Origin of the sequence: Gimesia algae, assembly GCF_007746795.1 — a bacterium.
Classification (GTDB): Bacteria; Planctomycetota; Planctomycetia; order Planctomycetales; family Planctomycetaceae; genus Gimesia; species Gimesia algae.
Genome location: NZ_CP036343.1, coordinates 2,021,407 through 2,044,443, shown reverse-complemented (window position 1 = coordinate 2,044,443; position 23,037 = coordinate 2,021,407). Strand labels below are relative to the sequence as shown.

The 23,037-nt window shown below is 50.6% G+C and carries 19 protein-coding genes and 1 pseudogene; 14 read left to right on the top strand and 6 right to left on the bottom strand.

What is annotated here, in order from left to right; genetic code table 11:
• The first annotated feature begins 317 nt into the window (after positions 1-317).
• From Pan161_RS07455 to Pan161_RS07445, 3 genes are all read left to right on the top strand, one after another.
• Positions 318-1,637 carry a DUF1552 domain-containing protein gene (locus Pan161_RS07455; RefSeq protein WP_145225504.1) on the top strand — a complete coding sequence of 440 codons (1,320 nt, stop codon included), beginning with the start codon at positions 318-320 and terminating at the stop codon, positions 1,635-1,637.
• Positions 1,634-4,117 carry a DUF1588 domain-containing protein gene (locus tag Pan161_RS07450; RefSeq protein ID WP_145225502.1) on the top strand — a complete coding sequence of 828 codons (2,484 nt, stop codon included), beginning with the start codon at positions 1,634-1,636 and terminating at the stop codon, positions 4,115-4,117. Before Pan161_RS07455 ends, Pan161_RS07450 begins: the two co-directional genes overlap by 4 nt.
• A 532-nt stretch (positions 4,118-4,649) precedes the next feature.
• The gene (locus tag Pan161_RS07445; protein WP_145225499.1) at positions 4,650-5,327 is read left to right on the top strand and encodes a hypothetical protein; all 678 of its coding nucleotides are present in this window, start codon (positions 4,650-4,652) and stop codon (positions 5,325-5,327) included.
• Here the strand turns inward: Pan161_RS07445 and Pan161_RS07440 are convergent.
• Positions 5,284-5,523, bottom strand: a complete 240-nt coding sequence (locus Pan161_RS07440) for a hypothetical protein (protein ID WP_145225497.1) — start codon at positions 5,521-5,523, stop codon at positions 5,284-5,286. The two genes, Pan161_RS07445 and Pan161_RS07440, sit on opposite strands and share 44 nt — an antisense overlap.
• 125 nt (positions 5,524-5,648) lie before the next feature.
• Between Pan161_RS07440 and Pan161_RS07435 the strand changes: the two genes are divergently transcribed.
• The 3 genes from Pan161_RS07435 to Pan161_RS07425 all read left to right on the top strand — a co-directional run bounded on the left by Pan161_RS07435 (position 5,649) and on the right by Pan161_RS07425 (position 9,727).
• Positions 5,649-6,650 (top strand): DUF1559 domain-containing protein, encoded by a 1,002-nt coding sequence (locus Pan161_RS07435; protein ID WP_145225495.1) that lies wholly within the window; start codon positions 5,649-5,651, stop codon positions 6,648-6,650.
• A gap of 99 nt (positions 6,651-6,749) precedes the next feature.
• Positions 6,750-8,411, top strand: coding sequence for a PQQ-like beta-propeller repeat protein (locus Pan161_RS07430; RefSeq protein WP_145225493.1), 1,662 nt, complete (start codon positions 6,750-6,752; stop codon positions 8,409-8,411).
• Positions 8,408-9,727 carry a hypothetical protein gene (locus Pan161_RS07425; RefSeq protein WP_145225491.1) on the top strand — a complete coding sequence of 440 codons (1,320 nt, stop codon included), beginning with the start codon at positions 8,408-8,410 and terminating at the stop codon, positions 9,725-9,727. The genes Pan161_RS07430 and Pan161_RS07425 overlap by 4 nt, the downstream gene beginning before the upstream one ends.
• A 318-nt stretch (positions 9,728-10,045) precedes the next feature.
• On the opposite strand, the gene Pan161_RS07420 is transcribed toward Pan161_RS07425, so the two are convergent.
• The 3 genes and pseudogenes from Pan161_RS07420 to Pan161_RS07410 all read right to left on the bottom strand — a co-directional run bounded on the left by Pan161_RS07420 (position 10,046) and on the right by Pan161_RS07410 (position 11,966).
• Positions 10,046-10,555 (bottom strand): hypothetical protein, encoded by a 510-nt coding sequence (locus tag Pan161_RS07420; RefSeq protein WP_145225489.1) that lies wholly within the window; start codon positions 10,553-10,555, stop codon positions 10,046-10,048.
• A 233-nt stretch (positions 10,556-10,788) separates the two neighbouring features.
• A pseudogene (locus Pan161_RS07415) lies at positions 10,789-11,070 on the bottom strand (transposase); the annotation flags it as partial.
• Positions 11,071-11,210: 140 nt separating this feature from the next.
• Positions 11,211-11,966: an acetolactate decarboxylase gene (locus tag Pan161_RS07410; RefSeq protein ID WP_145225485.1), complete on the bottom strand. Its 756-nt coding sequence runs from the start codon at positions 11,964-11,966 to the stop codon at positions 11,211-11,213.
• Between the two features lie 511 nt (positions 11,967-12,477).
• Between Pan161_RS07410 and Pan161_RS07405 the strand changes: the two genes are divergently transcribed.
• Together Pan161_RS07405 and Pan161_RS07400 are read left to right on the top strand one after the other, a co-directional pair.
• Positions 12,478-13,134, top strand: a complete 657-nt coding sequence (locus Pan161_RS07405) for a class I SAM-dependent methyltransferase (protein ID WP_145232540.1) — start codon at positions 12,478-12,480, stop codon at positions 13,132-13,134.
• A gap of 373 nt (positions 13,135-13,507) precedes the next feature.
• Positions 13,508-14,257: a ZIP family metal transporter gene (locus Pan161_RS07400; protein WP_261342945.1), complete on the top strand. Its 750-nt coding sequence runs from the start codon at positions 13,508-13,510 to the stop codon at positions 14,255-14,257.
• A 318-nt stretch (positions 14,258-14,575) separates the two neighbouring features.
• Here the strand turns inward: Pan161_RS07400 and Pan161_RS07395 are convergent, their stop codons facing one another.
• Positions 14,576-15,922 carry a DUF1501 domain-containing protein gene (locus Pan161_RS07395; protein ID WP_145225483.1) on the bottom strand — a complete coding sequence of 449 codons (1,347 nt, stop codon included), beginning with the start codon at positions 15,920-15,922 and terminating at the stop codon, positions 14,576-14,578.
• Positions 15,923-16,574: 652 nt separating this feature from the next.
• Positions 16,575-16,946, bottom strand: coding sequence for a hypothetical protein (locus Pan161_RS07390; protein WP_145225481.1), 372 nt, complete (start codon positions 16,944-16,946; stop codon positions 16,575-16,577).
• 337 nt (positions 16,947-17,283) lie between these two features.
• On the opposite strand from Pan161_RS07390, the gene Pan161_RS07385 reads away from it, so the two are divergent.
• From Pan161_RS07385 to Pan161_RS07360, 6 genes are all read left to right on the top strand, one after another.
• Entirely contained in the window at positions 17,284-18,324 is a 1,041-nt protein-coding gene (locus Pan161_RS07385; protein ID WP_145225479.1) for an AAA family ATPase, read from the top strand.
• Positions 18,325-18,385: 61 nt separating this feature from the next.
• The gene (locus Pan161_RS07380) at positions 18,386-19,246 is read left to right on the top strand and encodes a DUF58 domain-containing protein (protein ID WP_145225477.1); all 861 of its coding nucleotides are present in this window, start codon (positions 18,386-18,388) and stop codon (positions 19,244-19,246) included.
• 41 nt (positions 19,247-19,287) lie between these two features.
• A complete protein-coding gene (locus Pan161_RS07375; protein ID WP_145225475.1) occupies positions 19,288-20,124 on the top strand; it encodes a hypothetical protein in 837 nt (278 codons plus the stop codon).
• 149 nt (positions 20,125-20,273) lie between these two features.
• A complete protein-coding gene (locus Pan161_RS07370; RefSeq protein WP_145225473.1) occupies positions 20,274-21,194 on the top strand; it encodes a vWA domain-containing protein in 921 nt (306 codons plus the stop codon).
• Complete coding sequence (locus Pan161_RS07365; protein WP_145225471.1) at positions 21,188-22,225, top strand: vWA domain-containing protein; 1,038 nt, start codon at positions 21,188-21,190, stop codon at positions 22,223-22,225. Before Pan161_RS07370 ends, Pan161_RS07365 begins: the two co-directional genes overlap by 7 nt.
• A gap of 74 nt (positions 22,226-22,299) precedes the next feature.
• A complete protein-coding gene (locus Pan161_RS07360) occupies positions 22,300-23,031 on the top strand; it encodes a hypothetical protein (protein WP_145225469.1) in 732 nt (243 codons plus the stop codon).
• Positions 23,032-23,037 lie beyond the last annotated feature (6 nt).

Sequence of the window (23,037 nt, the reverse complement as noted above, 5' to 3'; positions counted from 1 at the left end):
TGCGTATCATAGATTGAGAGACGTTATGTTTAAATGTGATGCGCTCTAGTGCTTTGTCAAGCTACAAATTGAGGGTTGGGGGTGTTGTTTACGTGCTCCGTTGTCGCACTCTCGTGATATCTATCAACCCAAATTTTAAAAAAGACACTCCACTAGCTTAAAAATCCTGCCTCTGTTCTAAAGTTGCCTGCCACTGTTCCCTTATTATCTGCGACGGAGTGTGTTGAAGCTCAACGTGATTGTTGAAAATATGAATAACTCCCGCAATATACTCAGAGCGCAGATAATTCACTGTCTCGTTTGTTGAAAGATTGATCATGCTTAATCGCAGAAAAATGATTCAAGGTATGGCGGCTGGTGTAGGTACTGCATTTGGCCTCTCCTTTCTTCCCGAACGTCTCCTGGCAATGCCCGCCAGTCATGACACTCCTAAGCGGATCATCTTCTTTATGCAGAACCAGGGCTTCGATCCGGCGACCTGCATTCCAGAGGGGATGAAACGCAGTGGCTCACTGGCAAAAGTCAAACTCCCTGAGCCAATCAGTCCACTGGAACCTTACAAAGAACGGCTGCATATCATTAATGGTCTGCATGGCATCCACACCAGCCCATCGCACAGTGCTTTCTTTGGCGCGCTCGGCGGCTATCGCGGCAGTGACGGAGTGCCGCCCAGCGCAGCGACCATCGATTATGAACTGAGCAAGGTCCTGCCGCAAACACTTCTGCCGCATCTGTGTATCGGCATGGACTCGATTGAGAATATGACGACGAAGCCCACGATCGCCACTCTTTCCGCCAGCGGTGCAGGTCAGCCGATCTTTATGCATTCCAATCCGAATCATCTCTATCAGATGCTGTATGGTGGCATCTCCACAGGAGAGATTCGACGCCAGCACGAAGCACGAACCAATGTGTTCAATCAGATTGAAAAGCTAGCTGCTTCAAAAGGCCAATCGCTGCCGATTACAGACCAGCAACGTTACGGTCAATTCGTTGCGGGCTTCAAGGAAGTTAACGGCCTGCGCGATCGCCTTGACACCGTTGCTGATCACTTGCGTCAATTCGCTCCCAAGGTGGACGCGCGCTACACACAGCCCGAGTTTGAGACAGACTGGCATGATGTTTTGCTGGATTTGGGGATCTCGTCACTCACCTCGGGTATTACGAATACACTGACCATTGGTTCGGGGCGCGGTGAAATCTTTGGCGCGTGGAAGGGACTTGGCGTCGAGCAACAGGGGCACAACCTGGGGCATATGGCTCAACCTGGCAATCCCATCTGGATTAAGATCCGCCAATACAACAGCCGTATGCTGGTGCGGATCATGGAAGCGTTGGAACGTGTTCCTGAAGGGAGTGGCACGATGATGGATCATACGTTGATTGTGTATACCAGTAACAATGCCGACAAGCAGCACACCAGCGGTGCCAACTGGCCGGTCATGCTGCTGGGGAATTTCGATGGTACATTCAAGACGGGGTGCTTTACGCAACTGGATGGGAAACGCCCCATCAACTCACTCTATGCAACGCTTCTGCACGCCGCGGGTGTTTCGTGTGATCACTTTAATATGAATGACAAACTGGCCAGAAAGTTCGATGCCGGTTCAGGCCCCATCCAGGAACTGCTGGTATGACCGGGTTCAGAACTGTTTTGATTCTCGTGCTGTTGTGCAGTTTGCTCCCCGTGGCAAACGGTGAGACATATACGCCGGGACAAAAAGTTTCCAAAGACTTTGAGACCTTTGCAAAATCATTTTTGGCCACACACTGCATCGACTGTCATGGTAAGACAGAACCGGAAGGGGACCTCTCGCTTGAGGATCTGGGGCCCGTAGATGAAGTCAATGCCGCCACTTGGAGAAGTGTGTGGGCACAGGTCACCCTGAAAGAGATGCCGCCTAAGGATATGACTCAGCCGAAAGTGGTAGAGCGGCTGCAGTTCTCAGACTGGATTGTCGCTGAACTGACACGTGAAATGAGTGATAAGGGTGGATTTCATGATCACCTTGACCCGAATAAAGGCAACTATGTCGACCATCAACTGCTGTTTGGTCAACTGCCTGATGATATCAAACTCAAACCAACCTCATCACCGGCACGCATCTGGCGACTGACGCCTCAGGAACACATCACGCGCCTGAATGAATTGATCAATAAAGAGCCGGAGTACGATCCTGCGAAGCCTGGTCTGCGAACCCATGGTGATGTCGTTCCCACAAACCATGGCGGTGAACTCAAGCTCTACTTTGGTACAGATCGCATCATCAAATGGCAAGGCGGGACCGTGGCTTACGCGACGGCAGTCAAGAGTGTCCCCGCTGTTCTGTCGTCAGCGCGCACCCATGGATTGGAAAACTATCCCGACTTTTACTCTGTCAATAGTGCGGAAGCCACACAGATTATGGGGGTAGCTGAGGACCTGATTCGCTACATGGCGTATGGCCCCTTGAGCATCGCCAAACCTTATCAGATCACAGATAATCCCCGCTCGATCGCGGACAAGATGAAAGGCGATCTTCGCGGCTTGCCCACAAGTATTGTTTACAGCACGAAGATCGCGCGTCCCATGACACCGGTATATGACCTCATGCAAAAAGAGGTCGTTACCGATGAGAGTTTGCAGGCTGCGGTCGCTTATCTATTCGAAATGCTGACCTTCCGTCCTCCGAACAAAAAAGAGTTAGACGAGTACACGGTGATCGTGAAGCAGTCCATCGCGAAACTCGGTAAGGAAGACGGCGCAGTCCTTGGTTTATCGTCTCTCTTTCTCGATCGCGATGCGCTTTTCAGACCGGAACTCGCCGCGACCGGGAATCCAGATCGGCATGGACGTGTCATGCTTCAGGACTGGGAACTGGGACTGGCAGTCAATCATGCGCTGCGCTACATCAAGCCGGACGAAGAATTACGGCAGGCGATTGTCGAAGGGCGGATGCGGACCAGGGCCGATGTCAAACGTGAAATAACGCGTATGCTGGCAGACAACAGCATCAGGAAGCCTCGTATCGTGCGTTTCTTTCGTGATTACTTTGACTATGACCTGGGTGGTTACATCTGTAAAGATGCCAGGGCTTTGGCGAAAACGGGTGTGAGCAATCGGGGGCAGGCACATTATCGTGCCATGTTCGATGCGACGGCGAGTACGGATCGACTGATCGAATTGATTCTGAAAGAAGACAAGGATGTGTTGAAGCAACTACTGACCACGGAAAGAGTTGTGGCCACCAAGGCAGATAAGATCTATTTTGGCAAACGACGTTCCAGAGCAGAAGAAGTCGCATCCATTGCTGCGGCCAGAAAAGCTGCTCAGGAAGTTGCCAGCAAAGAGGGGGTTAACCCCGAAACGAAGCCACCCAAGCCTGGCAGGAAAAAACAACAGAAAGTGAATCAGAGTGTCACCCCGGCGGATTTGTCTGGATCGGAGATCTTTGCGCGTGTCAGTCGACGCAGCTTTGGAAACGGGTCGATGGAACCGGAACGTATTCTAGCCAGTGTGCCTGAAGGTCAACGCCTGGGGATCCTGACCCATCCGAGTTGGCTCGTTTCTCATTCCGATGCCATGGATAATCACGCTATCCGTCGCGGCCGCTGGATTCACGAGAGATTGCTGGGTGGCGGCATTCCTGATGTGCCCATCACCGTGGATGCCATGCTGCCGGATGAGCCACAAAATACCCTGCGTGAACGCATGCGGGTCACCAGACAAACCTATTGCTGGACCTGTCACAAGAAAATGGATCCACTGGGACTGCCGTTTGAGATGTTTAACCATGCTGGCCTGTATCGAGAGACGGAGCTCGACAAGCCGGTCGAAACAAATGGCGAGATCATCGATTCTGGCGACCCCACACTCGATGGTCCTGTCGCCAACGCAATCGAGTTGATCGAAAAACTTGCGGAAAGCGAGCGATCCGAGCAGGTCTTCGTCCGCCACGCTTTTCGTTTCTGGATCGGACGCAATGAAACCCTCAATGATGCCCCCGTGCTTCAGGCAGCGCATCGTGCTTACAAAGACAACGGCGGCAGTATGAATGCATTGCTCGTATCACTGCTCACCTCAGATGCGTTTCTCTATCGCACCAGAAGCGAAGCCGCGTTAACGGAATCCAAATAGGAGTGTTTGCTTAATCCGAGCCGAGCCAGTCAAGAACAGACAGCTCCTGATCTATGGCGGCGGCGGGAAGGTGGGTTTTCAATTAAAATATGATCGTAAGTCTCCACGTTCAATTACTTAAGTTGCTCACGGCTTTTGCGGATTTGTTCAAAAGTCGAAAAGATCAGGCACATCAGACATGGGACAATTTTGGCGAATATGAAATGGGACTATCCCGCATTCTGATACCGCGAGTGTCTTTATACCGATGCAATTTATGACGGTGATTCTGGCCTCAAGTAGTCGTCTGGGAGCCCAACAGCAATCAGAGAACCAGCTCGTTGTCGCTCTTCACCTTGATAATAGATGCTGTGCGATGTGGTTCAGGTGAAGGAGAGCTTATCAACCGCCTCTGGACATGCATCTCTCAGGATTACGGAAAAGGCCCGATGGAATTGCAACCTCTGGTGCGTCTCGGTATATTGTAATTGTGAGGAGCGAGCAGGCAGCATTATGACTCAGTGATCCCACTACCGGATTGCTGGGAGGTTCGATGTTTCGTCCGCGATCGTATTTTGGAAAAAGCCTGACGCGCAGACTGATTGGTCTTGCAGCGCTCGTTTCCGTTTGCGCTTCCTTCATGCCACTTCCGCTTGGCAGCATTCCTTCGCGAGAGAAGGATCAGTCTCAGCCGTTTCCCTGCCAGCACCGTCCTTGCGGCTGTGCCTCTGCTGAGCAGTGTTGGAAACAGTGCTGCTGTTTCACGAATGCCGAGAAAATCGTCTGGGCACGAGACAACGGTATCATACCCCCTGACTACGTCGTCGAAGCTGCCCAGAGCGAATTCACGGCGAAAGTCGTCAAAGCCGAAACAGTGGTCAAGAAGCAATGTTCGCATTGTGTGAAGTCGACGTCAGTTCAGAACGGAGTTGCCTGTTGCGAGACCCGCAGTCGCCCGACTTGCTGCTCAACAAGTTCCGGTCACAGCACGGAGCATCAACCTGAAGAGACTTTATCCACGGCCGATGATTCGACGCGTTACGTCATCGGCATTGAGATGATGAACTGCCGTGGTCAGGGACTGTTCTGGAACTCGCTTCCGTGGGCTGTGATTCCTGTTGTACCTGTTCCGAAGTTAGTCGTTGACCCCGGAAACTGGGACCGCCCTCGATCCGTCATCGCAGCATTTATCGCTGCAGAGCCACCTGAGCCTCCGCCACGCCTGGCTTGAAGGCCGCTTTATAAACGATTCCGATGGAATCCGCACCGTGTCCGCCTTCGCGGTTGCCGTCTGCGCTAAATGCAGCGCGGGCTTGCGCGATTTGTGCTTGCACGCTCACGCGGGGTTCGGCTCGCTCCTCACAAAGTTGGTTGAAATACCTGTTGTGAGCGTGCCACCACAGGTCGCGCGAACGGGTAGATTTCATCGGTGTCCCTGTGCTCTTACATGCCCATAAGCATTGAGGATCTCTTTGCGCGCTGAGTTATTGCGCGCAGGGAATTTCCTTCCCTGTTCAAGACTCAATTAAAGTATCTGTGAAAGACATAAACAATGATAAATATACCACAAACTTCGCAAACGCGGTTACGCGGATTTACACTTATCGAACTACTGGTTGTTATCGCGATTATTGCCATCCTGATCGCGCTTTTGCTCCCCGCTGTGCAGCAGGCTCGTGAGGCAGCCAGACGGTCGCAGTGCAAGAACAACCTGAAACAAATCGGATTGGCCATGCACAATTACGAAAGCACTTACAGGACGTTGCCCGGAATTAATTCTGCTGCGACTCAATCAGCGTTTTCTCCGCAATCCAAAATACTGCCCTTCTGTGACCAGGCAAATTTGCAGAATCTGATTGACTTCAACTCCCCCTTGTCTCTCGGATCGGGTGGCTCTCAATACATTAATCCCGTTCAACAGGCGGCTGCTCAGACAGTCGTGCCATTTTTTCTGTGCCCATCGGACCCTGTTAACTCGCTGGTCTATGAAGATGACGGTTTCTGGGCACCGGTGAGTTACATGGTGAATGCTGGCACTGGCGAAAATACCTCAGGCGGTGTGCAGCAATATAAACTTCAGAATCCCAACGACGGCCTGTTCTGGTACACATCTTCAACAAAACTGGCTCACATTACCGATGGCCTGAGCAATACGATACTCTCCGCTGAAGCCCCGATCGGAGACGGTATGACTTCCTCTACTCCACCGACCGGAAACGATCTCAAAAGGAAAATGATCTCGGTGGGAGGTTCCAGTCAGGTGTCCGACGCACAGTGCCTCGGGTATAGCGCCTACGCCGGGAAACGGGGGCGGCAATGGATTCGGGGAAACGGTATGAACAGCGTATTCAATACGCATTATCAGCCGAATCAGATGGTTGTCGACTGTGTGTCAAACGGCATGGGATTTGTTAAAGCGGGCAGCTGGCATACAGGAGGCGTACAGATTGGACTCTGCGATGGATCAGTGCGATTCATCAGCGAAAACGTGAATCACGAACTCTGGCAGGCACTTTCCACACGCAGTGGCGGCGAGGTGCTTGGCGAATTCTGAACTGAAATCAATCCACCCTGAAAATTCTTAACATAGTTTTAGTCAATGCCATGAAATGACATGGCAATAATCATCAAGTATACATGAGGAGTTTATTGTATGCACAACTCGTCAAATTATTTCTCTCTCTTCTTTGCGCGAGCAACGTTGATCGCCTGTGGATTCTGTTTTTGTTTTAGTTCCGGATTACAGGCTGGTGACAAAAACATTGTTACCGATTGCTGGCCCGCATTCCTGGGATCTGGTGCAACAACTTTGAATCCGGATTCTCTCCCGCTGGAGTGGTCTCCCACGTCAAACATCTGCTGGGAGACCGAACTGGTCGGAACGGGGCAGTCAAGCCCCGTTATCTGGGGTAGTAAAGTATTTGTGACCTCGATTGACGGCACAATGAAGGAAAATTGCCATGTCACCGCGATATCGCTGGCCGATGGAAAGAAGCTCTGGGACGACAGGAGGGACTCAGCTCAACCCGTCCGCAGCAATTACTTTCAGAGCCGGTCAGCACCGACACCGGCGGTTGATGCCAACGGTGTCTATGCATTCTTTGAAACTGGAATACTCGTCGGACTGACGCATGAGGGGAAGGAGAAATGGGTTCGCAATCTGGTAGATGAGTTTGGGGAATTCGAAGTTCGGATCGGTCTGGCTGCCTCCGTGGCCCAATCCAACGACAGCATCTTTGTACTCGTCGATCATGAAGGTCCGTCTTATCTGCTCGCAGTGGACAAGGAATCGGGTAAGACCAAATGGTTTACCAAACGATTCAGTCGTCAAAGCTACGCCTCGCCGACCGTCCTGAAGATTGAAGGTCAGTCTCAGATTGTCGTCAGCTCTGCCGGTTCTGTTGATGGTTACGACCCACAGACTGGCAAGCAACTCTGGACGATGGAAGGTGTCGGCGGTAATCGAAGCACGACCCCTCACACCTTTGCCAACAACCGCATGCTGATCAGCGCTGCACCGGGAATGCATGATAAACATCTCGCTGAAGCCAGGAAATCCAATTTTGCGATGCATATCGAAAAAACTACTGGCGGCTTCCAGACCAAAATTCTGTGGAAAACTGAAAAGGCCATGCCTTCATTCGGATCACCAATCGTTCATCAAGGGCTAGCGTACTGGGTCAATAACGTCGGTGTCTTGTACTGCTTCGACGCGGAAAGTGGCGAACGCGTCTACACCAGGAGGTCAGGGCAACTGTGCTGGGCGACTCCTCTGGGGCTTGGCAATCACATCTATCTATTCGGAAAAGACGGCTTGACGACTGTCATCGCCGCTGGGCGCGAATTCAAAGTCATTGCCAGGAACGAACTGTTCGCAGGGGCAACTGAGGCTGGTGAGTCTGATATTCGACGACGTGAGTTGCGGGGACATCAGCATGGTGGTAGATCAGGTGCAGGGGCATCCAAATCCGGAGTGGCAGTTGATCCACCTGCAATTGGATCAGAAAGTCAGGCTGGCCGAAATGGTCGCGGTGGTTCTCCAGGTCAGGTTTCGAGACAAGCAGAACCTGCAGAAGTATCTGTTGCTGGAGCAACTCCATCACCTGGTCGAGGCGGTCGCCCAAACCGGCCCTCTGGCGATGGTGAATCGCAGGAAGACGGAGGGGCAGCCAGAACTCGGGGAGGCCGCACGTTTGCTGATCCTGTTCAATACGGTTATGCCGCTGTGAACGGTTCGTTGGTAATTCGTACTGGGGGCAAAGTGTATTGCCTGCGAAAAAACACCAGTTTGGCAGCAGAGGAGGTCGTGAAATGATCCGTCAATTTAATTCACACCCTGCGGGCAGCAGTACCAGAGTGGATTTCACCGGATGGTCAATTCTCTCCGTTGCTCTGGTGACCACCTTTTTTCTGACAGGTCTTTCCACCATCGGCGAGGCTGCACCGCCACTCGACTTTGAGAGTAAACCGATTAACTACTCTCACTCAGCTCCGAACAATGCGATCAGTCGATTGCAAGCCGCGATCAACAGCGGGGAGAGAATTCTTCCCTACGAAGATCAGTTTGGATATCTGCGTGGTGTACTCAAGGAACTCGATGTCCCTCAATCCTCGCAGATGCTCACCTTTCTCAAGAGTAGCCTGCAACGGCCGTTGATCGCACCGAAGAATGCACGCGCTTTGTATTTCGGTGATGATGCTTATGTCGGTTATGTCCCGGACGGTATGCTGGAAATCATTGTCCCAGACGAGAAACTGGGGATGGTCTTTTACACACTTGAGCAGAACTCCGAAAAGCCAAGATTCGAACGTCAGGTTTCGCGATGCATGACCTGCCATTCGTCATCACGCACCAAAAACATTCCGGGTTTGCAAGTCCGCTCGATGATGACCGATCCAGGCGGCGAGCCAGTCCTGTCCGCAGGAAGTTATCGAACGGACCACAGCAGCCCCTTCGAAAAACGTTGGGGCGGCTGGTTTGTATCGGGTACACACGGTGACGCGCATCATCTGGGCAATTTTCAATTACCAGACAAGAAGCGACCACAGCAGCCCATTGACAATGTCACAGGTGTCAATGTTATAGATCTTTCGCAACTCACCGATCTGAGCAAACAATTGACACCCCATAGCGATCTGGTTGCCCTCATGGTATTTGAGCATCAAATTGATGCTCATAATCTGATGGTTCGCACAAACTACGCGTGGCAAATTGATGTTTATCAGGAGAGAGAGAATGGAGAAGACGCGCGATGGAAACAGGAAGCCGATGCCCTGATCGATCAATTGCTGTTTACCACGCAACTGCATTTCAATCAGCCTATTCAAGGTACAAGTTCGTTCGCCGACGAATTCTCTCAACGAGAACTGTTCCAAGGCAAGGGAAGCCAACTACGTCAATTGGATCTGAAAACACGGGTCTTTCGATCTCCAGTGAGTTACACCATTGGTTCTACGTTTTTTCGAGCCCTCTCCGTTCCAGTTCGCAGTCACATCGTGAAACAGATCGACAAAAGGCTTCGTGCTGCTATTGATCCGGATGACGATGCCGGAGCTGACCAGAGAGTGTTGCTGCAAGATTTACCAGACCTTCTGCTCGAAGATCAAACTGGTGTGAAGAGAGGGGGATAACATGAATCATCAGAATAAATGCAATTTGTATCAGAACAATAAGGAACCACCACTAAAGGCAATCAGAAGGGGGCAGGAGTGAATGGCACTGCCGCTGAATTTTTGATTTGGAATAACTGGCGGCGGTCGCACTACAGAAGATAAGGTTTTCGACGAAATGAAAGAAGCTGCTCACCTGAAACGGGATGTCCTGCTAGCCCCTGGGTAGTCCACTGCGCGTGAAAAAACAGATATCGTCGCAATCATGCTTTGCTTATCGTCTCAAGGTTCGCAAACAAGAGCCGATTCGTCTATTGATCAATCCATTTGATAGCGGTTTCATTGTTTTGGCTCTTGATGAACCTCAGCTTCGTGTTGAATCTTGTCGCGCTCGTCGTGCTCTGCCTCTTCAATAAACAGTGGGATGTAAGGGAACAAGAGAAAGATCGAAAGGAGAAAGAAGGTTGCTGCGACCATACCCACCATCGACCAATCTTCGACCATAGTCGCTGCCATGATGAAAACCGCCAAAGCTAAGAACAGCGCCAAGGCCATGGCGGTATAAATGCCCGCGTATTGGACATCCATTTCAACTTCTTCTTTTGAAATATTCGACTGATTTTTGCTGCGAAGCACTTTAGCTTTTGATTTCCGTTCCAGATAACTCACGAATACGAAACCAAGAAACAACAAAGGCACTGCCAATGCAGCCAGGTAGGCCGCCGGAGGGAGGTATAGTAAGAGTACGCTCGTAGCAATCAGTGCAACGATCAGCAGAAAACGCAGTACCGTTTTTGCATGCCGCATCATCACGTGCGCGTCAGGCTCACCAAGATTGGGCTCATCCATCGTACCATTCCTTTATCCGATATTTCCCACTTGTATTAGCCTGGAATCGCTCCAGGCATGGATTGCCTTTGATTATAACCATTGCGGTCCCTCGTGTCTAAAACAAAGCGATGTTTCGCCACTTTTGTTGTCCTGCTGTTGTTGAGATCCGAGAATTGTTGCCGAGCGAATCATTTTTCAAAAGTCAACACAGTTTCTGCGCAGACTTTTTTTGTGAGGCCCCCCGTTTTCAGCTATTTAAAACACTTCCCTTCATGAGTGACCCAGGGTGGTGGAATTGCCAATTTTGCAATCCGATCAAGAATCACGGCGAACAATATCTGTGGCACAGCCACCTCGGCAAGTTGGAACCTCACGTACTTTGCGTGGCGTGTTACCTTCGCTCCGATCTTGATCAGTTTTTCTCGCAGCGTTATCAACAAGCAGTGCCGCACCGGATTCGGCAAGGCCAGCCGCCGCAAAAAGTTTCCCAGGTTGTAAGCCAACGCAATCAGTTGCAACCGAACTTGGTTGCTTTACCACATTCAAACTATACTAAAATGTGATGCGCTCTGGCAAATTCCAATTGCAAAGTGGGTATAAATATTCCTGTTTCCGCGACTTACAATCAGATCAAACATCGTAGAGCTTCGATCAATCCTGTTGATCCATTACTTCACTCTGGCAGCAACAGAATTGCACCTGGTTGTAACGTGACTTGCTCAACATGCCCGGTCCGCATCTCGCCACTCTCATCATCTTTATAGAGCAGGTGTAGGTGGGTTGATGTTGCAGGGTGTGTAATATTACCCACAGAATCCCTGGCGAAGACACCCACAAGCTTTCCTGTGATATTCATCAGGTCTGCTTCGTAAGGTTTCTTTCCTTCAGGGAGAACCTCTTTTCGCATCCGTGCTCGTAGCGGACAAGCCCCGTTGATCACGTGAAAACGGACTTGGGGGAAGTCACCTTGTATGACGAACATGAACGGTTCATCCGTATTAATTCCTGTATTCTTTGCTGTTTGTTCAATCAGAGAATCGAAATCGTCAGATTGAATCGTTTTAGTAACTGGATGCTTAGTCCAGGATTCAACATAAGCTCCGACGAGCAACGCGGCTTGTGTTTTAGGGGAAAGCGTTTCTGAACTGAGGACACCATCGGGATTCAGCTTCGTCAGAGTGACCTGTCCATCAAGAACAGTCGCCTCACCAGCGAGAGATTCTAATGCTGCAACTCCATAGAAATGTGGTTTCGCGGTCAGGTCAGCAAACTTGACACGGCCTTGATGCTTTTGCTGGCCAATCACCTCGTGCATCTTGCCATATTGAACGAAGTCTGAGTCTTTTGCCTCTTCAGCGATAGCACCATTGAGGTCTCCAATCATTCCGGCGAGAAGTCCCAAAAGGACTACCAGTGCTCGTCGACTCATTTTAGAATCTCCCTAATATTCTGGATCACAATACAATTAAATTATTCGTTATTACAAAATCAATGAAGCAGAAATCAGTCATCAATGGCTGGTAACACTCATGTCACCGCTTCTGAATGATCCCTTTTGATATGTATCACGTTACAAAACCCGTACTCCTTCGAAAACCGGAAATCAGCCCCCTCTTCAATAGGGAAATCCCCCAGGTCTCATCTGCCTCTTCAAAAATCTTTCGGTTATTTACTTCCTCGCTACGTATGGTCAGGCTGTTCTGGAGTAGCATCTGACGAAAGCTGGACCGCAGGCACTTTGTCGGGGGGGCGGGGCGGTGGGGAATTCGTGATTGGTACCTTCGTATGAATTGACAGCCCCTCGCAGTTCGTTTACTTTTTTTATGATATGTAAAAGAAGATTTGGTCTTCCCGCTTCGCGTCTCTTATTTGAGGAAACTCCGATGCGAGTTTTGTTATTTGCCCTGCTGGCTCTTATTTCACTGCACTTCTCCCCTGTTATGGGGCAGGAATCGGCTCCCTCTACTCCTGCTCAAAGCGTGAAGCCGGGAATCAATCAGAAATTCCTCGATCCTGAGCTGGATGTGAATGAATGGATTAAGCGTTTCGAAGTCGAGAGTCGGGAAGTCTTTCGCGGTCGACAGCAGATCGTTAAGCAGCTGAAACTCTCTCCGGGAAATCGGATTGCTGACGTCGGTGCGGGAACAGGATTGTTTCTCGAACCATTTTCGATGGCCGTCGGTAACAAAGGCTGGGTTTATTCCCTGGATATTGTTCCGAAATTTGTCGAACGATACGAAAAAATGGCGGACATCCTCAATCTGACCAATGTCACACCAGTCCTCTGTGGGCAGAACGATATTCGCCTCGCGCCCGGTTCCATTGATGTCGCTTTCATTTGCGATGTCTATCATCATTTTGAATACCCGGCCGCCTCGCTCGCATCCATTCGCAAGGCCCTGGTTCCGGGAGGCCAGTTGATCCTGATTGATTTCGAACGGATTCCCGGCACATCTCGAGAATGGACGCTGGGGCATGTCCGCGCCGGGAAAGAAGTATTTCGAAAAGAGGTTGAAGAAGCCGGCTTCGAATTTGTAGAAGAAGTGAAGCTCCCTGCCTTCCAGGAAAACTACTTCCTGCGTTTTATGAGGAAGTAGTGGCGAATAAAACCAGATTGGCGTCCAACACACCACTACCTGATAAGAATCCACATGATACTCCTCGGCACGAATCCGGTTCAACCAGTTCTCTATTTTCAAGTCGTATGGTCAATTGATTCAACTGTCCGATAAGTAGAGTGGTCAAAAGTGGGGGGGAAGTTCAGAACTTTTACAGGCGATTTGGTTTCTCGTCTATGGCCATCGTTGTAATAGGACTGTTTTTTAGTCTTTATTTTTCTATTCATCTCTCGCGAGGGATTCTTTCAAGAACACCTTCTGCTTAATCAGATTCCTGATTTGACAACAAAGTATGATTTATTAATGGATTGGTAACAGTAGATAGAACCCCAATCCCTCATGATTGAATATTATGGAAATACTGACTTGGATAATCGGATCGGGACTAGCAATGAGTGCGATTGCACTTGTCGGTAGTCTGACGCTTGTGCTACATGAAAACACTCTCAACAAAATCTTACTCCCACTCGTTGCTTTCGCTGCTGGCTCGCTAATCGGCGGTGCTGTCTTTCATATGCTTCCCGCTTCTGTAGAACATTTTGGCAATGAAATATTCCTCTACGTGTGGCTCATGTCTGGCTTCGTTTTATTCTTTGTTCTTGAGCAATTCATGCACTGGCATCATTCGCACGATCCAGTTGAACAACGCAAACAGCCATTAACATACCTCATTCTCATCGCAGATGGCTTGCATAATCTCATCGGTGGACTCTCTGTAGGAGCTGCCTTTATCATCGATATTCGATTGGGTATTGTAACGTGGCTGGTTGCAGCAGCACATGAAGTACCGCAAGAACTGGGAGATTTTGCGGTTTTGGTGCATGGAGGTTGGAAGAAATCCAACGCACTTATCTACAACTTCCTCTCCGCCTTAACTTTTCCTCTCGGCGGGTTAATTGCTTATACAGTCTCAGCGCAGATTGATGTAGCATTGCTCATTCCCTTCGCTGCTGGCAACTTCATTTACATCGGTGCCGCCGACCTCATTCCCGAGATCAAACAGGCGACAGACGTTCGCACAAATATTGTGCACTTGCTCTCTTTTATATCGGGTCTGGTTCTACTACTCATCATTCGACTTCTTATTCAAGGCAGCAGCTGAGTTCACCAATGGCGGTGATCAGCCGATTTGCTAAACCGCAGACAGTGCCAAGATGATCTCACCGTGTGCGCATCGTAACTGTCGACTCTCTTTTTGTATTGGGTCAATCAAAGAGTGGCTGTAATCTTAAATTACCCTGATTGTGAGAGATCCCAAAAACATTCACACAATCTGGCCGTCTACGAGTTACCACCTGCAACCCTGGCGCCTGTTCTATTTCATGATTGTTGATTGGGCTACCGGAATTCCACTCTTTGATTTCGAGGTTCCTGGAATCAAATTCGAATCCGGGGCGGCATGGAACTGAAGGTCTCGTCGTCACACCAGTTCCTGAATTGGTTGATGGCGTTCTAACAGATATTGTGGTCGGCCATTGTTGTCAGGGATTGTAGTGGTCGCTGTATCAATTCCCAGGTTGTGATAGAGCGTTGCGAATACTTCCTGCATGTGAACGGGGCGGTCGACTGCCTCTTCCGCCCATTTATTTGTGGAGCCAATCACCTGGCCGGTTTGCATACCGCCGCCAGCCATCAAGCCCGCATGCACGCGTGACCAATGATCGCGCCCGCCGTTTTTATTAATTTTGGGAGTCCGTCCAAACTCGCCCCACACGAGAACTGTCACGTCCTTCTCCAGGCCGCGTTCATGCAGATCTTCGACCAGCGCGGCTACGCCCTGATCCAGTAACGGGATCACTTTACGGCCTCTACCAAAGTTATCGCTGTGGTAATCGAAGTCGGCGAAACTGCAGGTCACCATCCGAGCGCCTGCTTCCACAGCACGCCGCGCCTGCAGAAACCGGGACATCAGCGCCTGGTATCCCATTTTTGGATCAAAGCCGAGCACTTTGGGATCGTCGATTCCATACCGGGTCCGAACTTTCGGGTCGACTTTCTCCAGGTCCAACGCTTCCAGTAACCGGGATGAAGTCAATACCCCCAAAGCCTGTTCGGTGAAGTTCGCGCTGCTATCGGTTGATAATTGATGATCGACTTGCTTTCGGAATGTGTCGAGTTCCTTAAGCAGGTTGGTCCGTTCGTGCAAACGAATTGTGGAAATGTTGTTTAGCGACATGTTGCTCATCACCTCGCCATCGGGGCGAAACGGAGTATGCGCCATCCCCAGAAAACCTGCGCCTTTCATGTTGTACGGGTCATGAGCCATTTTTTGCGAAAGGTCAATATAGGGTGGCACGGAAGGATCAATCGGGCCCTGCAGTTTTGAGAGTACTGAACCCATGGACGGCCAGCCCCCCTGCGGTTTGGGATCACGGAATTGATGGCCGGTACAGCATTGAAATGAATCGTGTCGGCCATCAGAGCCAACCAGAGAACGGAGGATCGAGAATTTGTCCATCATCCCCGCGACGCGGGGCATCAACTCGCTGATCTGGATGCCTGGCACATTGGTCGGAATAGGTTGAAACTCACCTCGAATCTCGGCGGGCGCATCCGGTTTTAAATCAAACATGTCCTGATGCGGGGGGCCCCCATTCAGGTAGATCATAATGACCGCTTTATGAGAATTATGCTGCCCGTTCTGTTGCTGTGCCTGCAAAATTTGTGGCAACGACAAGCCGCCCATCGCCAGCCCACTGATCTGCAGGAAGGAGCGGCGCGGGATACGATCACAGAATCGTGTTGCACTGTCTTCAATTCTCAACATGTTTGATGTTCCAAGCAGTTAGATACACTTAAGTCTGCACTGAATTAAATATCTAAATTGTCAACTGAATAAGACACCAGGATTATATCGACATTTCCCATTTGAGGTGAGACTGAAATCGCTCGGAATTCGCAATGGAGTGAAATGTATTGATCCCATAAAGTCGTCAGTACGTTAGCAGACTCAACCAGGACTCAGAAACAGATTGAATACAAAATAATATAAAAGTATACTATAGATGGATACAGACAGGGTCAAACAGAAACAGGACTCACCAGAAATATCGGATGACAGCAGTCCTTGGTTTTTACGAACTTAATCATACCACTGTGAAGATGGTACTCCAGCAGATAAAACAGCGGTGCAGCAGGTTCGAATTGACTTCAGGACATTGTGTTACCGGTCATTGAAGAAGAAATAAAGCAGATCGTTCGCAGTCGTTGAAGCAGGAGTATTACCTGGTAATCAGACAACCGACTTTCGTCACCGGTTTGTCTCTTACTGGCAGAAACAGTCAGGAACAGACACCATGAATCCAAACACTGCATCACTGATCACGGTCGCTTCGGTCTCCACGGAACTGGAAGCAGTACTGCTCGTCAATCTGCTCGCAGAGCAGGGGATCGACGCCACGTAATCCGGTGGGGTCACCTCACAATTCCGGGCAGAAGCCCCTGGGGCTGTCGAGGTTATGGTGCTGCAGGATCAGTCGACTGCCGCCAGAGCAATCATCGCAGAACATGAAGCTGTGAACGCAAATTACCAACCGACCGACCAGGACGCCGATTACACGACCGGCTTCAGGAAGTTCGGTTACTGGACACTCATCATCGGCACTGCCGTCGCGCTCCTCACTATTCTTCTGGTCTTTGTGATATAACCGGTTGGCGCTATGCAGTTGGTGGTCTCCAACGGCGACTTCATCCCGAAAACGATGTTTCGCCTTGGAACAGTCATTTCGGTCGGCGATGATGCCCTGAGTTTCATTGCCGAAAAGGTTTGACTGATTCCAGACCAGAATCAATTAATCGTCATTTAAAGAGTAGAGAAGAGTTACATCCTTTGGGAAAAATTTGTCCTGCAGGATCGTTTTATTTCCGCTGTGCACATCGATAGATCGGTTTTGTGGAACTGTCACTGCTTCAGATACGTCAGGAAAATGAAACGAAAGTAGTTGACAGCCATAGAACTTCATTTTTAAGATATAGTGTGCTCTTGTTTATTTTACAGGACTTTTGTCTAGATCGCTATCGCCATTCTATGACTCGTAGAACCACAACCTGCTATGTGTGATTCTATTAACCAGAGATTCTACCTTCTCTGTGAAAGCATTCTCAACTCTGTCTGGAACGATCTTATTTATGAATATATCTGCTGCCAGTCATACTGAAAACTCAGAAGAAGTCCTCAAAAATGCCCGGTTCATTCAGGATGTGCGGAATCAGGTGGCGACCGTGGTGGTCGGCCAGGATGAAGTCGTCGAACGATTATTAATCTCCCTCTTCACAGGCGGGCACATTCTACTGCAGGGGGTCCCCGGACTGGCTAAAACGCTGCTGGTTTCGGTGCTGTCCAAATCGATTGACCTCGATTTTTCCCGGATTCAGTTTACGATTGACCTGCTGCCTTCTGACATCCTGGGCTCGCAGATCCTGGATCAGAAGACCAATGAGTTCGTGACGCGCACAGGGCCGGTATTTACCAACCTGTTGCTGGCAGATGAAATCAACCGGGCAGCTCCCAAAGTGCAGGGAGCTCTGCTGGAAGCGATGCAGGAGCGAAAAGTCACCATCGGAAACGAGACGATGTCCCTGCCTGCACCATTCCTGGTGATCGCCACACAAAACCCGGTAGAACAGGCCGGGACATTCGAACTCCCGGAAGCGCAGCTCGACCGGTTCATGCTGTGTCACCGTCTGGATTATCCCGATCCCTCAGAAGAACGCGAAGTTTTAAAACGCAATATGGCACTCGGGATTCGCAAAGAAGACCGGGGGGCGGTTGTGAATACCGAATTTGATGTCATGAAACAACAGCCGGTCGGCTCGGCCGAAGATCTGGTGAATTGCATGCAGGCAGTAAATGACATTCATGTCAGCGATACATTTCTGGAGCATGTGATTGAGGTCATTAACCGCACGCGAAATCATCCGAATATCGAACTGGGCTGCAGTCCTCGTGGCGGGATCGCCTTGATCAAGGCCTCGCGGGCGCGGGCGTTGATCAATGGTCGCAATTATGTGATTCCGGAAGATCTGTTTGTCCTGGCAGAAGATGTCATTCTCCATCGCATACGGCTGAATTATGAAGCCTTGGCCGATGGTCTGACCGGTAAGTCAGTTCTGCAGGATATGCTGCGAGATCTGGGAGCCACACCATCCCTGATTTCCCGGGAGGCCTAGCCGACATTATTCAACAATTAATGGTTTTACCATTTCCTCTCTGTATTGAAACAGGTTACTCATGGAAGGCTTGCTGGAACAGTTTGATCCGCTGAATGCACGGCAGTTTTATATTGCGGTGAAACGGCTGGCCGACAGTCTGAGCTATGGCACCGACCGTTCTCCCTTCCTCGGTTCGGGGCTGGAATTCTTTCAGTCGCGACCGTACCAGGAAGGTGATCCGATCAAGAGTATCGACTGGCGTGTGACCGCCCGGACGGGCAAGCTCTTTATCAAAGAGTACGAAACTCCCAAACGGCTTCCCTGTTATCTGCTGATCGATACCTCAGCCTCAATGATGGTCAGCTCTACGCCAAAAAGTAAATACGCATTGGCATTACACATCGCAGGAGGACTTGCATTCGCGTGCCTGGAACGCGTCAGCCCAGTTGGTGTTTTAGGAGTGGGCGAAACCGATTTTCGGGTTCATCCCAGCCTGTCCAAAGACCAGGTCATGCAGTGGCTGGTCCGCTTGCGACGTCACCGCTATGACGAACAGACAACACTGGGACAGCGGGTTGCTGAATTCAGTCCGAGTCTCAAAAACCGGGCCCTGATAATCGTCCTCTCCGATCTGCATGATCCGCGTGCAATACCGGCGCTCAAACAGCTTTCACAAATCCACGACACGGTTGTGATTCAGTTTCGCGACCCGGCAGAAGTCGGCTTGCGCGGCGCTGGTCTGATGCGGGCCCAGGAAGCGGAGACCGGCAGCGATTTTGTCACCCACGGCCGACAGAGCTGTCTCGATCAGGAGCAGGTGGATTTTCAGCTGAAACGCGGTGGGATTGACCATCTGCTGATAGAGACAGATGAACCATTTGTGCCTCGGCTGCGACAGTTCTTCTCCGCACGCGATATCCTGTCTCGGGGGAGTCGCTAATGCGTAGTCATCAACAAATCTGTTCCGTCAGAACTTTGATCATGGTTATACTTTCCTTCGCCATATTTTCGCTCTGCCTCTGCTCAACCCAGACCAGCCTGGCTGAGAACCAGTCGGCTGCTTCTGTCGGAATGGCGGCGCGGATTGAACAGGTGATTCTGCCCGGATCGGAATTACAGGTCAAAGAGATCGCAGACGACGATCCGATTATTTTACGAATCATCAGCACGCATCCGCATGGTCCGGACATGTTCCGGTATGAGCTGGAATATTACGGCTTGAAACCAGGCGCATATAATCTGGTTCAGTTTCTGGAACGGAAAGATCACAGCTCCCTCGGCGAAGTTCCTGCGATCCCGGTGCAGATCGACTCGATTCTGGCCGCGGATCGAGTAGAGCCGAACAGCCCTGCTGCAGTCTCAATTCCCCGAATAGGCGGATATCGGTTCTGGTTAACACTGATCTTCGTTGCCTGGATACTGGGGATCCTCGTGATTCTGTTCGCCAGACGAAAGACTCCTGCAGAGGCTGCAGAAAATGATCAGCCACCACCTTCTTTATCGGACCGATTGCAGCCGATGGTGGAGAAAGCCATTTCCGGAAAACTGAGCAAGTCGCAGATGGCTGAACTGGAGATGATGCTGGTTGCCTACTGGCGTAAACGATTGCATCTGGAGCAGACTGATATCTCCCAGGTGACACAAACATTGAGACAACATGCAGAAGCCGGGCCGTTACTGCAACAGTTGGAAATTCTATTGCACCGTCCCCATACGGACCAGGAAGTGGATGTCGCTCAGATAGCGAAGATTCTGGAGCCGTATCAGCATCTGCCAGCCGAAGCCCTGGATGAGGAGTTGGCTGCGCTGGCTTCCTGACAGGCGATTCGGTTCAATTTTAGTTCAGAGAACGTGCTGAAAAATAATGTGATGTATTTTGATGATATGATGAAAGGACGAAAACCTGGTGAGAGCCCAGTAATTTGTATTAATGGAACATGTATTTCTTTAAGAGGTAGTCAGTCACAATGAGTTTCACTCACCCTTGGGTGCTCGTGTTTTTAGTGTTTCCGGTGTTGCTCCTGATCTGGGTCTGGCGGCGTGAAGGTGGTCGAGTCGTGATGCCTTTTGACCATGGAATTCAACCGCGTGGACGGTATTTGGGAACCCTGGTCAATTTTGCGCAGTCATTACCGGCTCTGATTCTGGGGGTCGTGGTCCTGATACTGGCGGGGCCACAGCAGTTGAGTGCCCCTCAATCCAAACGGGTACTGACGAATATCGAACTGTGCGTCGATGTTTCAGGCAGCATGACCGCCTCATTCGGAGAAGGAACACGCTACGATGCCTCGATGGCTGCGATTAATAATTTTCTCGATTACCGTGAAGGCGATGCGTTCGGTCTGACATTTTTTGGAAACGAAGTACTACATTGGGTGCCTTTGACTACGGATGTCTCTGCAATCAAATGTGCGCCCCCCTTTATGGACCCCCTCAGCCCAGGGCATCCCTACTGGTTGGGAGGCACATCCATCGGGAAAGCCCTGCGGGCCTGTCGTGAAGTCCTGATCTCCCGTGAAGAAGGGGACCGGATGATTGTTTTGGTGTCAGATGGATACAGCTTTGATCTGGGGAACGGGCAGGATCTGGAGATTGCCAGTAAGCTGAAAGAGGACGGGATTGTAGTTTATGCGATTCATATTGCGTCCAGCGAAGTTCCGGGCTCTGTAGTCAATATTACAGGGTTGACGGGGGGCGAAGTGTTTGAGCCGGAAAACCCCGCGGCGCTCGAAACGGTTTTTCAGCATATTGATAAGATGCAGGAAACGCGGATGGAGCGGACCGCCGCGGAATCGATGGATCATTTTTATCCTTACAGCCTGGCAGGACTGATTCTGCTTGGCAGCAGCACGCTTACATTATTCGGGTTGAGGTACACACCTTGGTAGCAGAGCTGGCGGCACTGGTTGTATTTGTGATTGCCATTGGAGCAGAGCAGCTCCATGCCCGGCGCATCAGACGGATTGCGCCCCTGGTTTTCGGTCCTGCTGCGCAGGCAGCCAGCTGGGCCAGATTTGCTCCGGTGATGCGGGTTTTGTCCCTGACGGCGCTTTGCTGGGGCCTGATCACATTAATGTTGCTGACTCCTAAAATTCACGTCGCAGAAAAGATCGATGACAGCGAAATGAAGCATCTGCTGATTGTCCTGGATGTATCTCCCAGTATGCGTCTGGCAGATGCCGGACAGGAGAAAGATCAGACGCGTATGAAACGTGCTGCCGTGGTCATGAATTCATTCTTCGCACGGGCGAACATGCATCGTTATCGTACGAGCGTTATCGCCGTCTATAACTCAGCGAAACGGGTTGTCGAAGAAACAAAAGATATGGAAGTCATTCGCAATATTTTCAATGATCTGCCGATGCATCATGCGTTTGTTTCAGGCGAGACCGACTTGTTTTCAGGGTTGCAGGAAGCAGGCGAATTATCAAAACCCTGGAATCCCCGCAGTACCACGTTGCTGTTGATCAGCGATGGCGATACGGTGCCCGGCGTGGGCATGCCGAAAATGCCGGTCTCGGTTGCGAATGCTGTTGTGATCGGCGTAGGAGATTCAGTGAAAGGATCGTTCATCAACGGACATCATTCCCGGCAGGATGTCTCGACACTGCGGCAGGTGGCAATTCGCTTAAATGGCACCTATCATAACGGAAATGAGAAACATCTCAGTACTGATCTGATTGATCATCTGGCAGTTGGAGGAGAAGAGAATCCCTTCGAGAAATTGACCCGCCGCGAGTATGCGCTGGCTGCCTGCGGCTTATCTGCATTAATTTATGCGCTGTTACCCTGGTTGCTCCATTATTGGGGGACTGGCTGGAAACCAGGCGTGTTAACGAGTCGAAGAAACAGGGAGCAGTCCAGTCAGAACTCGGACCGCTCCCGGAAATCAAAACAACGGCAGCCCGCGGCCTCATGACCGTCGGGTAAATGGAAACAGGAAACAAATTCGTCTCTTGTGCAATTGGAACTGATTGCAGGAAGGAAAGTCCAATGAGAATCATGATGTTGCTTTGCTGGGGATTGGTCCCGTGCTTTGTAGGGGCCTATCATTACGGACCGGGGCAGGCACAGCTTAAACTTGATGAGGTGGACCAGAAAATCAAGGCTGCGCAGGCTGCGGGCAAACAGGAGAACTGGGATCAGGCGGTCCTCCTTTATAATGAAGCATTACCGCTGGTTCCGACGGAACGTGTGAAAGAAGCACAGAAATTGCGGCTGGAACGCGATAAAGCGATGATGCTGAATGGACAGTTGCCCGATGCCTATCTTGATTTGCAGGCACTCTTAACAGAACTGCAGTCGGAACCTCAGCCAGATGCGGAACTGGTTAAAGAAACGCGTTCCGCGATGGCCAATGCTGAATATTATGTGACCTGGACTTTGCGGCTTGAGGGGGTCGGCAAAGAGGGCTGGGAACCAATCATTGAATCGGCGCGTCAGAACTATCGCCTGCTGGCGGAAAATGCTGCACTGTCGGGAAGTGAGGATGAATTCACAGAGCAGCAGGAAAATCTGGAAGCCGTCATTCGACTGGCCAGTCTCGATCTTACCGATCTGCAGGGAATACCGATTCCGAAGCAATGTCAATGCAAAGGCTGCTGTAATGGTGTCTGTAACAAACAGGGCAAAAAGAAAGGTAAGAAAAAAGGGACCGGAGAGAAGAAGCCCAAGGACAATCGGGGAGCCAGCTCCGGACCGCCGCCTGACAAAAGTGGCTCATGATAGCCA

What these genes read in the sequence shown, in the direction of transcription:
- Pan161_RS07435 (WP_145225495.1), top strand. Translation starts at nt 5,649, where the DNA reads ATGATAAATATACCACAAACTTCGCAAACGCGGTTACGCGGATTTACA.
- Pan161_RS07395 (WP_145225483.1), bottom strand. Translation starts at nt 15,922, where the DNA reads ATGTTGAGAATTGAAGACAGTGCAACACGATTCTGTGATCGTATCCCG.
- Pan161_RS07425 (WP_145225491.1), top strand. Translation starts at nt 8,408, where the DNA reads ATGATCCGTCAATTTAATTCACACCCTGCGGGCAGCAGTACCAGAGTG.
- Pan161_RS07420 (WP_145225489.1), bottom strand. Translation starts at nt 10,555, where the DNA reads ATGGATGAGCCCAATCTTGGTGAGCCTGACGCGCACGTGATGATGCGG.
- Pan161_RS07440 (WP_145225497.1), bottom strand. Translation starts at nt 5,523, where the DNA reads ATGAAATCTACCCGTTCGCGCGACCTGTGGTGGCACGCTCACAACAGG.
- Pan161_RS07455 (WP_145225504.1), top strand. Translation starts at nt 318, where the DNA reads ATGCTTAATCGCAGAAAAATGATTCAAGGTATGGCGGCTGGTGTAGGT.
- Pan161_RS07445 (WP_145225499.1), top strand. Translation starts at nt 4,650, where the DNA reads ATGTTTCGTCCGCGATCGTATTTTGGAAAAAGCCTGACGCGCAGACTG.
- Pan161_RS07400 (WP_261342945.1), top strand. Translation starts at nt 13,508, where the DNA reads ATGGAAATACTGACTTGGATAATCGGATCGGGACTAGCAATGAGTGCG.
- Pan161_RS07370 (WP_145225473.1), top strand. Translation starts at nt 20,274, where the DNA reads ATGAGTTTCACTCACCCTTGGGTGCTCGTGTTTTTAGTGTTTCCGGTG.
- Pan161_RS07375 (WP_145225475.1), top strand. Translation starts at nt 19,288, where the DNA reads ATGGTTATACTTTCCTTCGCCATATTTTCGCTCTGCCTCTGCTCAACC.
- Pan161_RS07405 (WP_145232540.1), top strand. Translation starts at nt 12,478, where the DNA reads ATGGGGCAGGAATCGGCTCCCTCTACTCCTGCTCAAAGCGTGAAGCCG.
- Pan161_RS07430 (WP_145225493.1), top strand. Translation starts at nt 6,750, where the DNA reads ATGCACAACTCGTCAAATTATTTCTCTCTCTTCTTTGCGCGAGCAACG.
- Pan161_RS07450 (WP_145225502.1), top strand. Translation starts at nt 1,634, where the DNA reads ATGACCGGGTTCAGAACTGTTTTGATTCTCGTGCTGTTGTGCAGTTTG.
- Pan161_RS07360 (WP_145225469.1), top strand. Translation starts at nt 22,300, where the DNA reads ATGAGAATCATGATGTTGCTTTGCTGGGGATTGGTCCCGTGCTTTGTA.
- Pan161_RS07380 (WP_145225477.1), top strand. Translation starts at nt 18,386, where the DNA reads ATGGAAGGCTTGCTGGAACAGTTTGATCCGCTGAATGCACGGCAGTTT.
- Pan161_RS07410 (WP_145225485.1), bottom strand. Translation starts at nt 11,966, where the DNA reads ATGAGTCGACGAGCACTGGTAGTCCTTTTGGGACTTCTCGCCGGAATG.
- Pan161_RS07385 (WP_145225479.1), top strand. Translation starts at nt 17,284, where the DNA reads ATGAATATATCTGCTGCCAGTCATACTGAAAACTCAGAAGAAGTCCTC.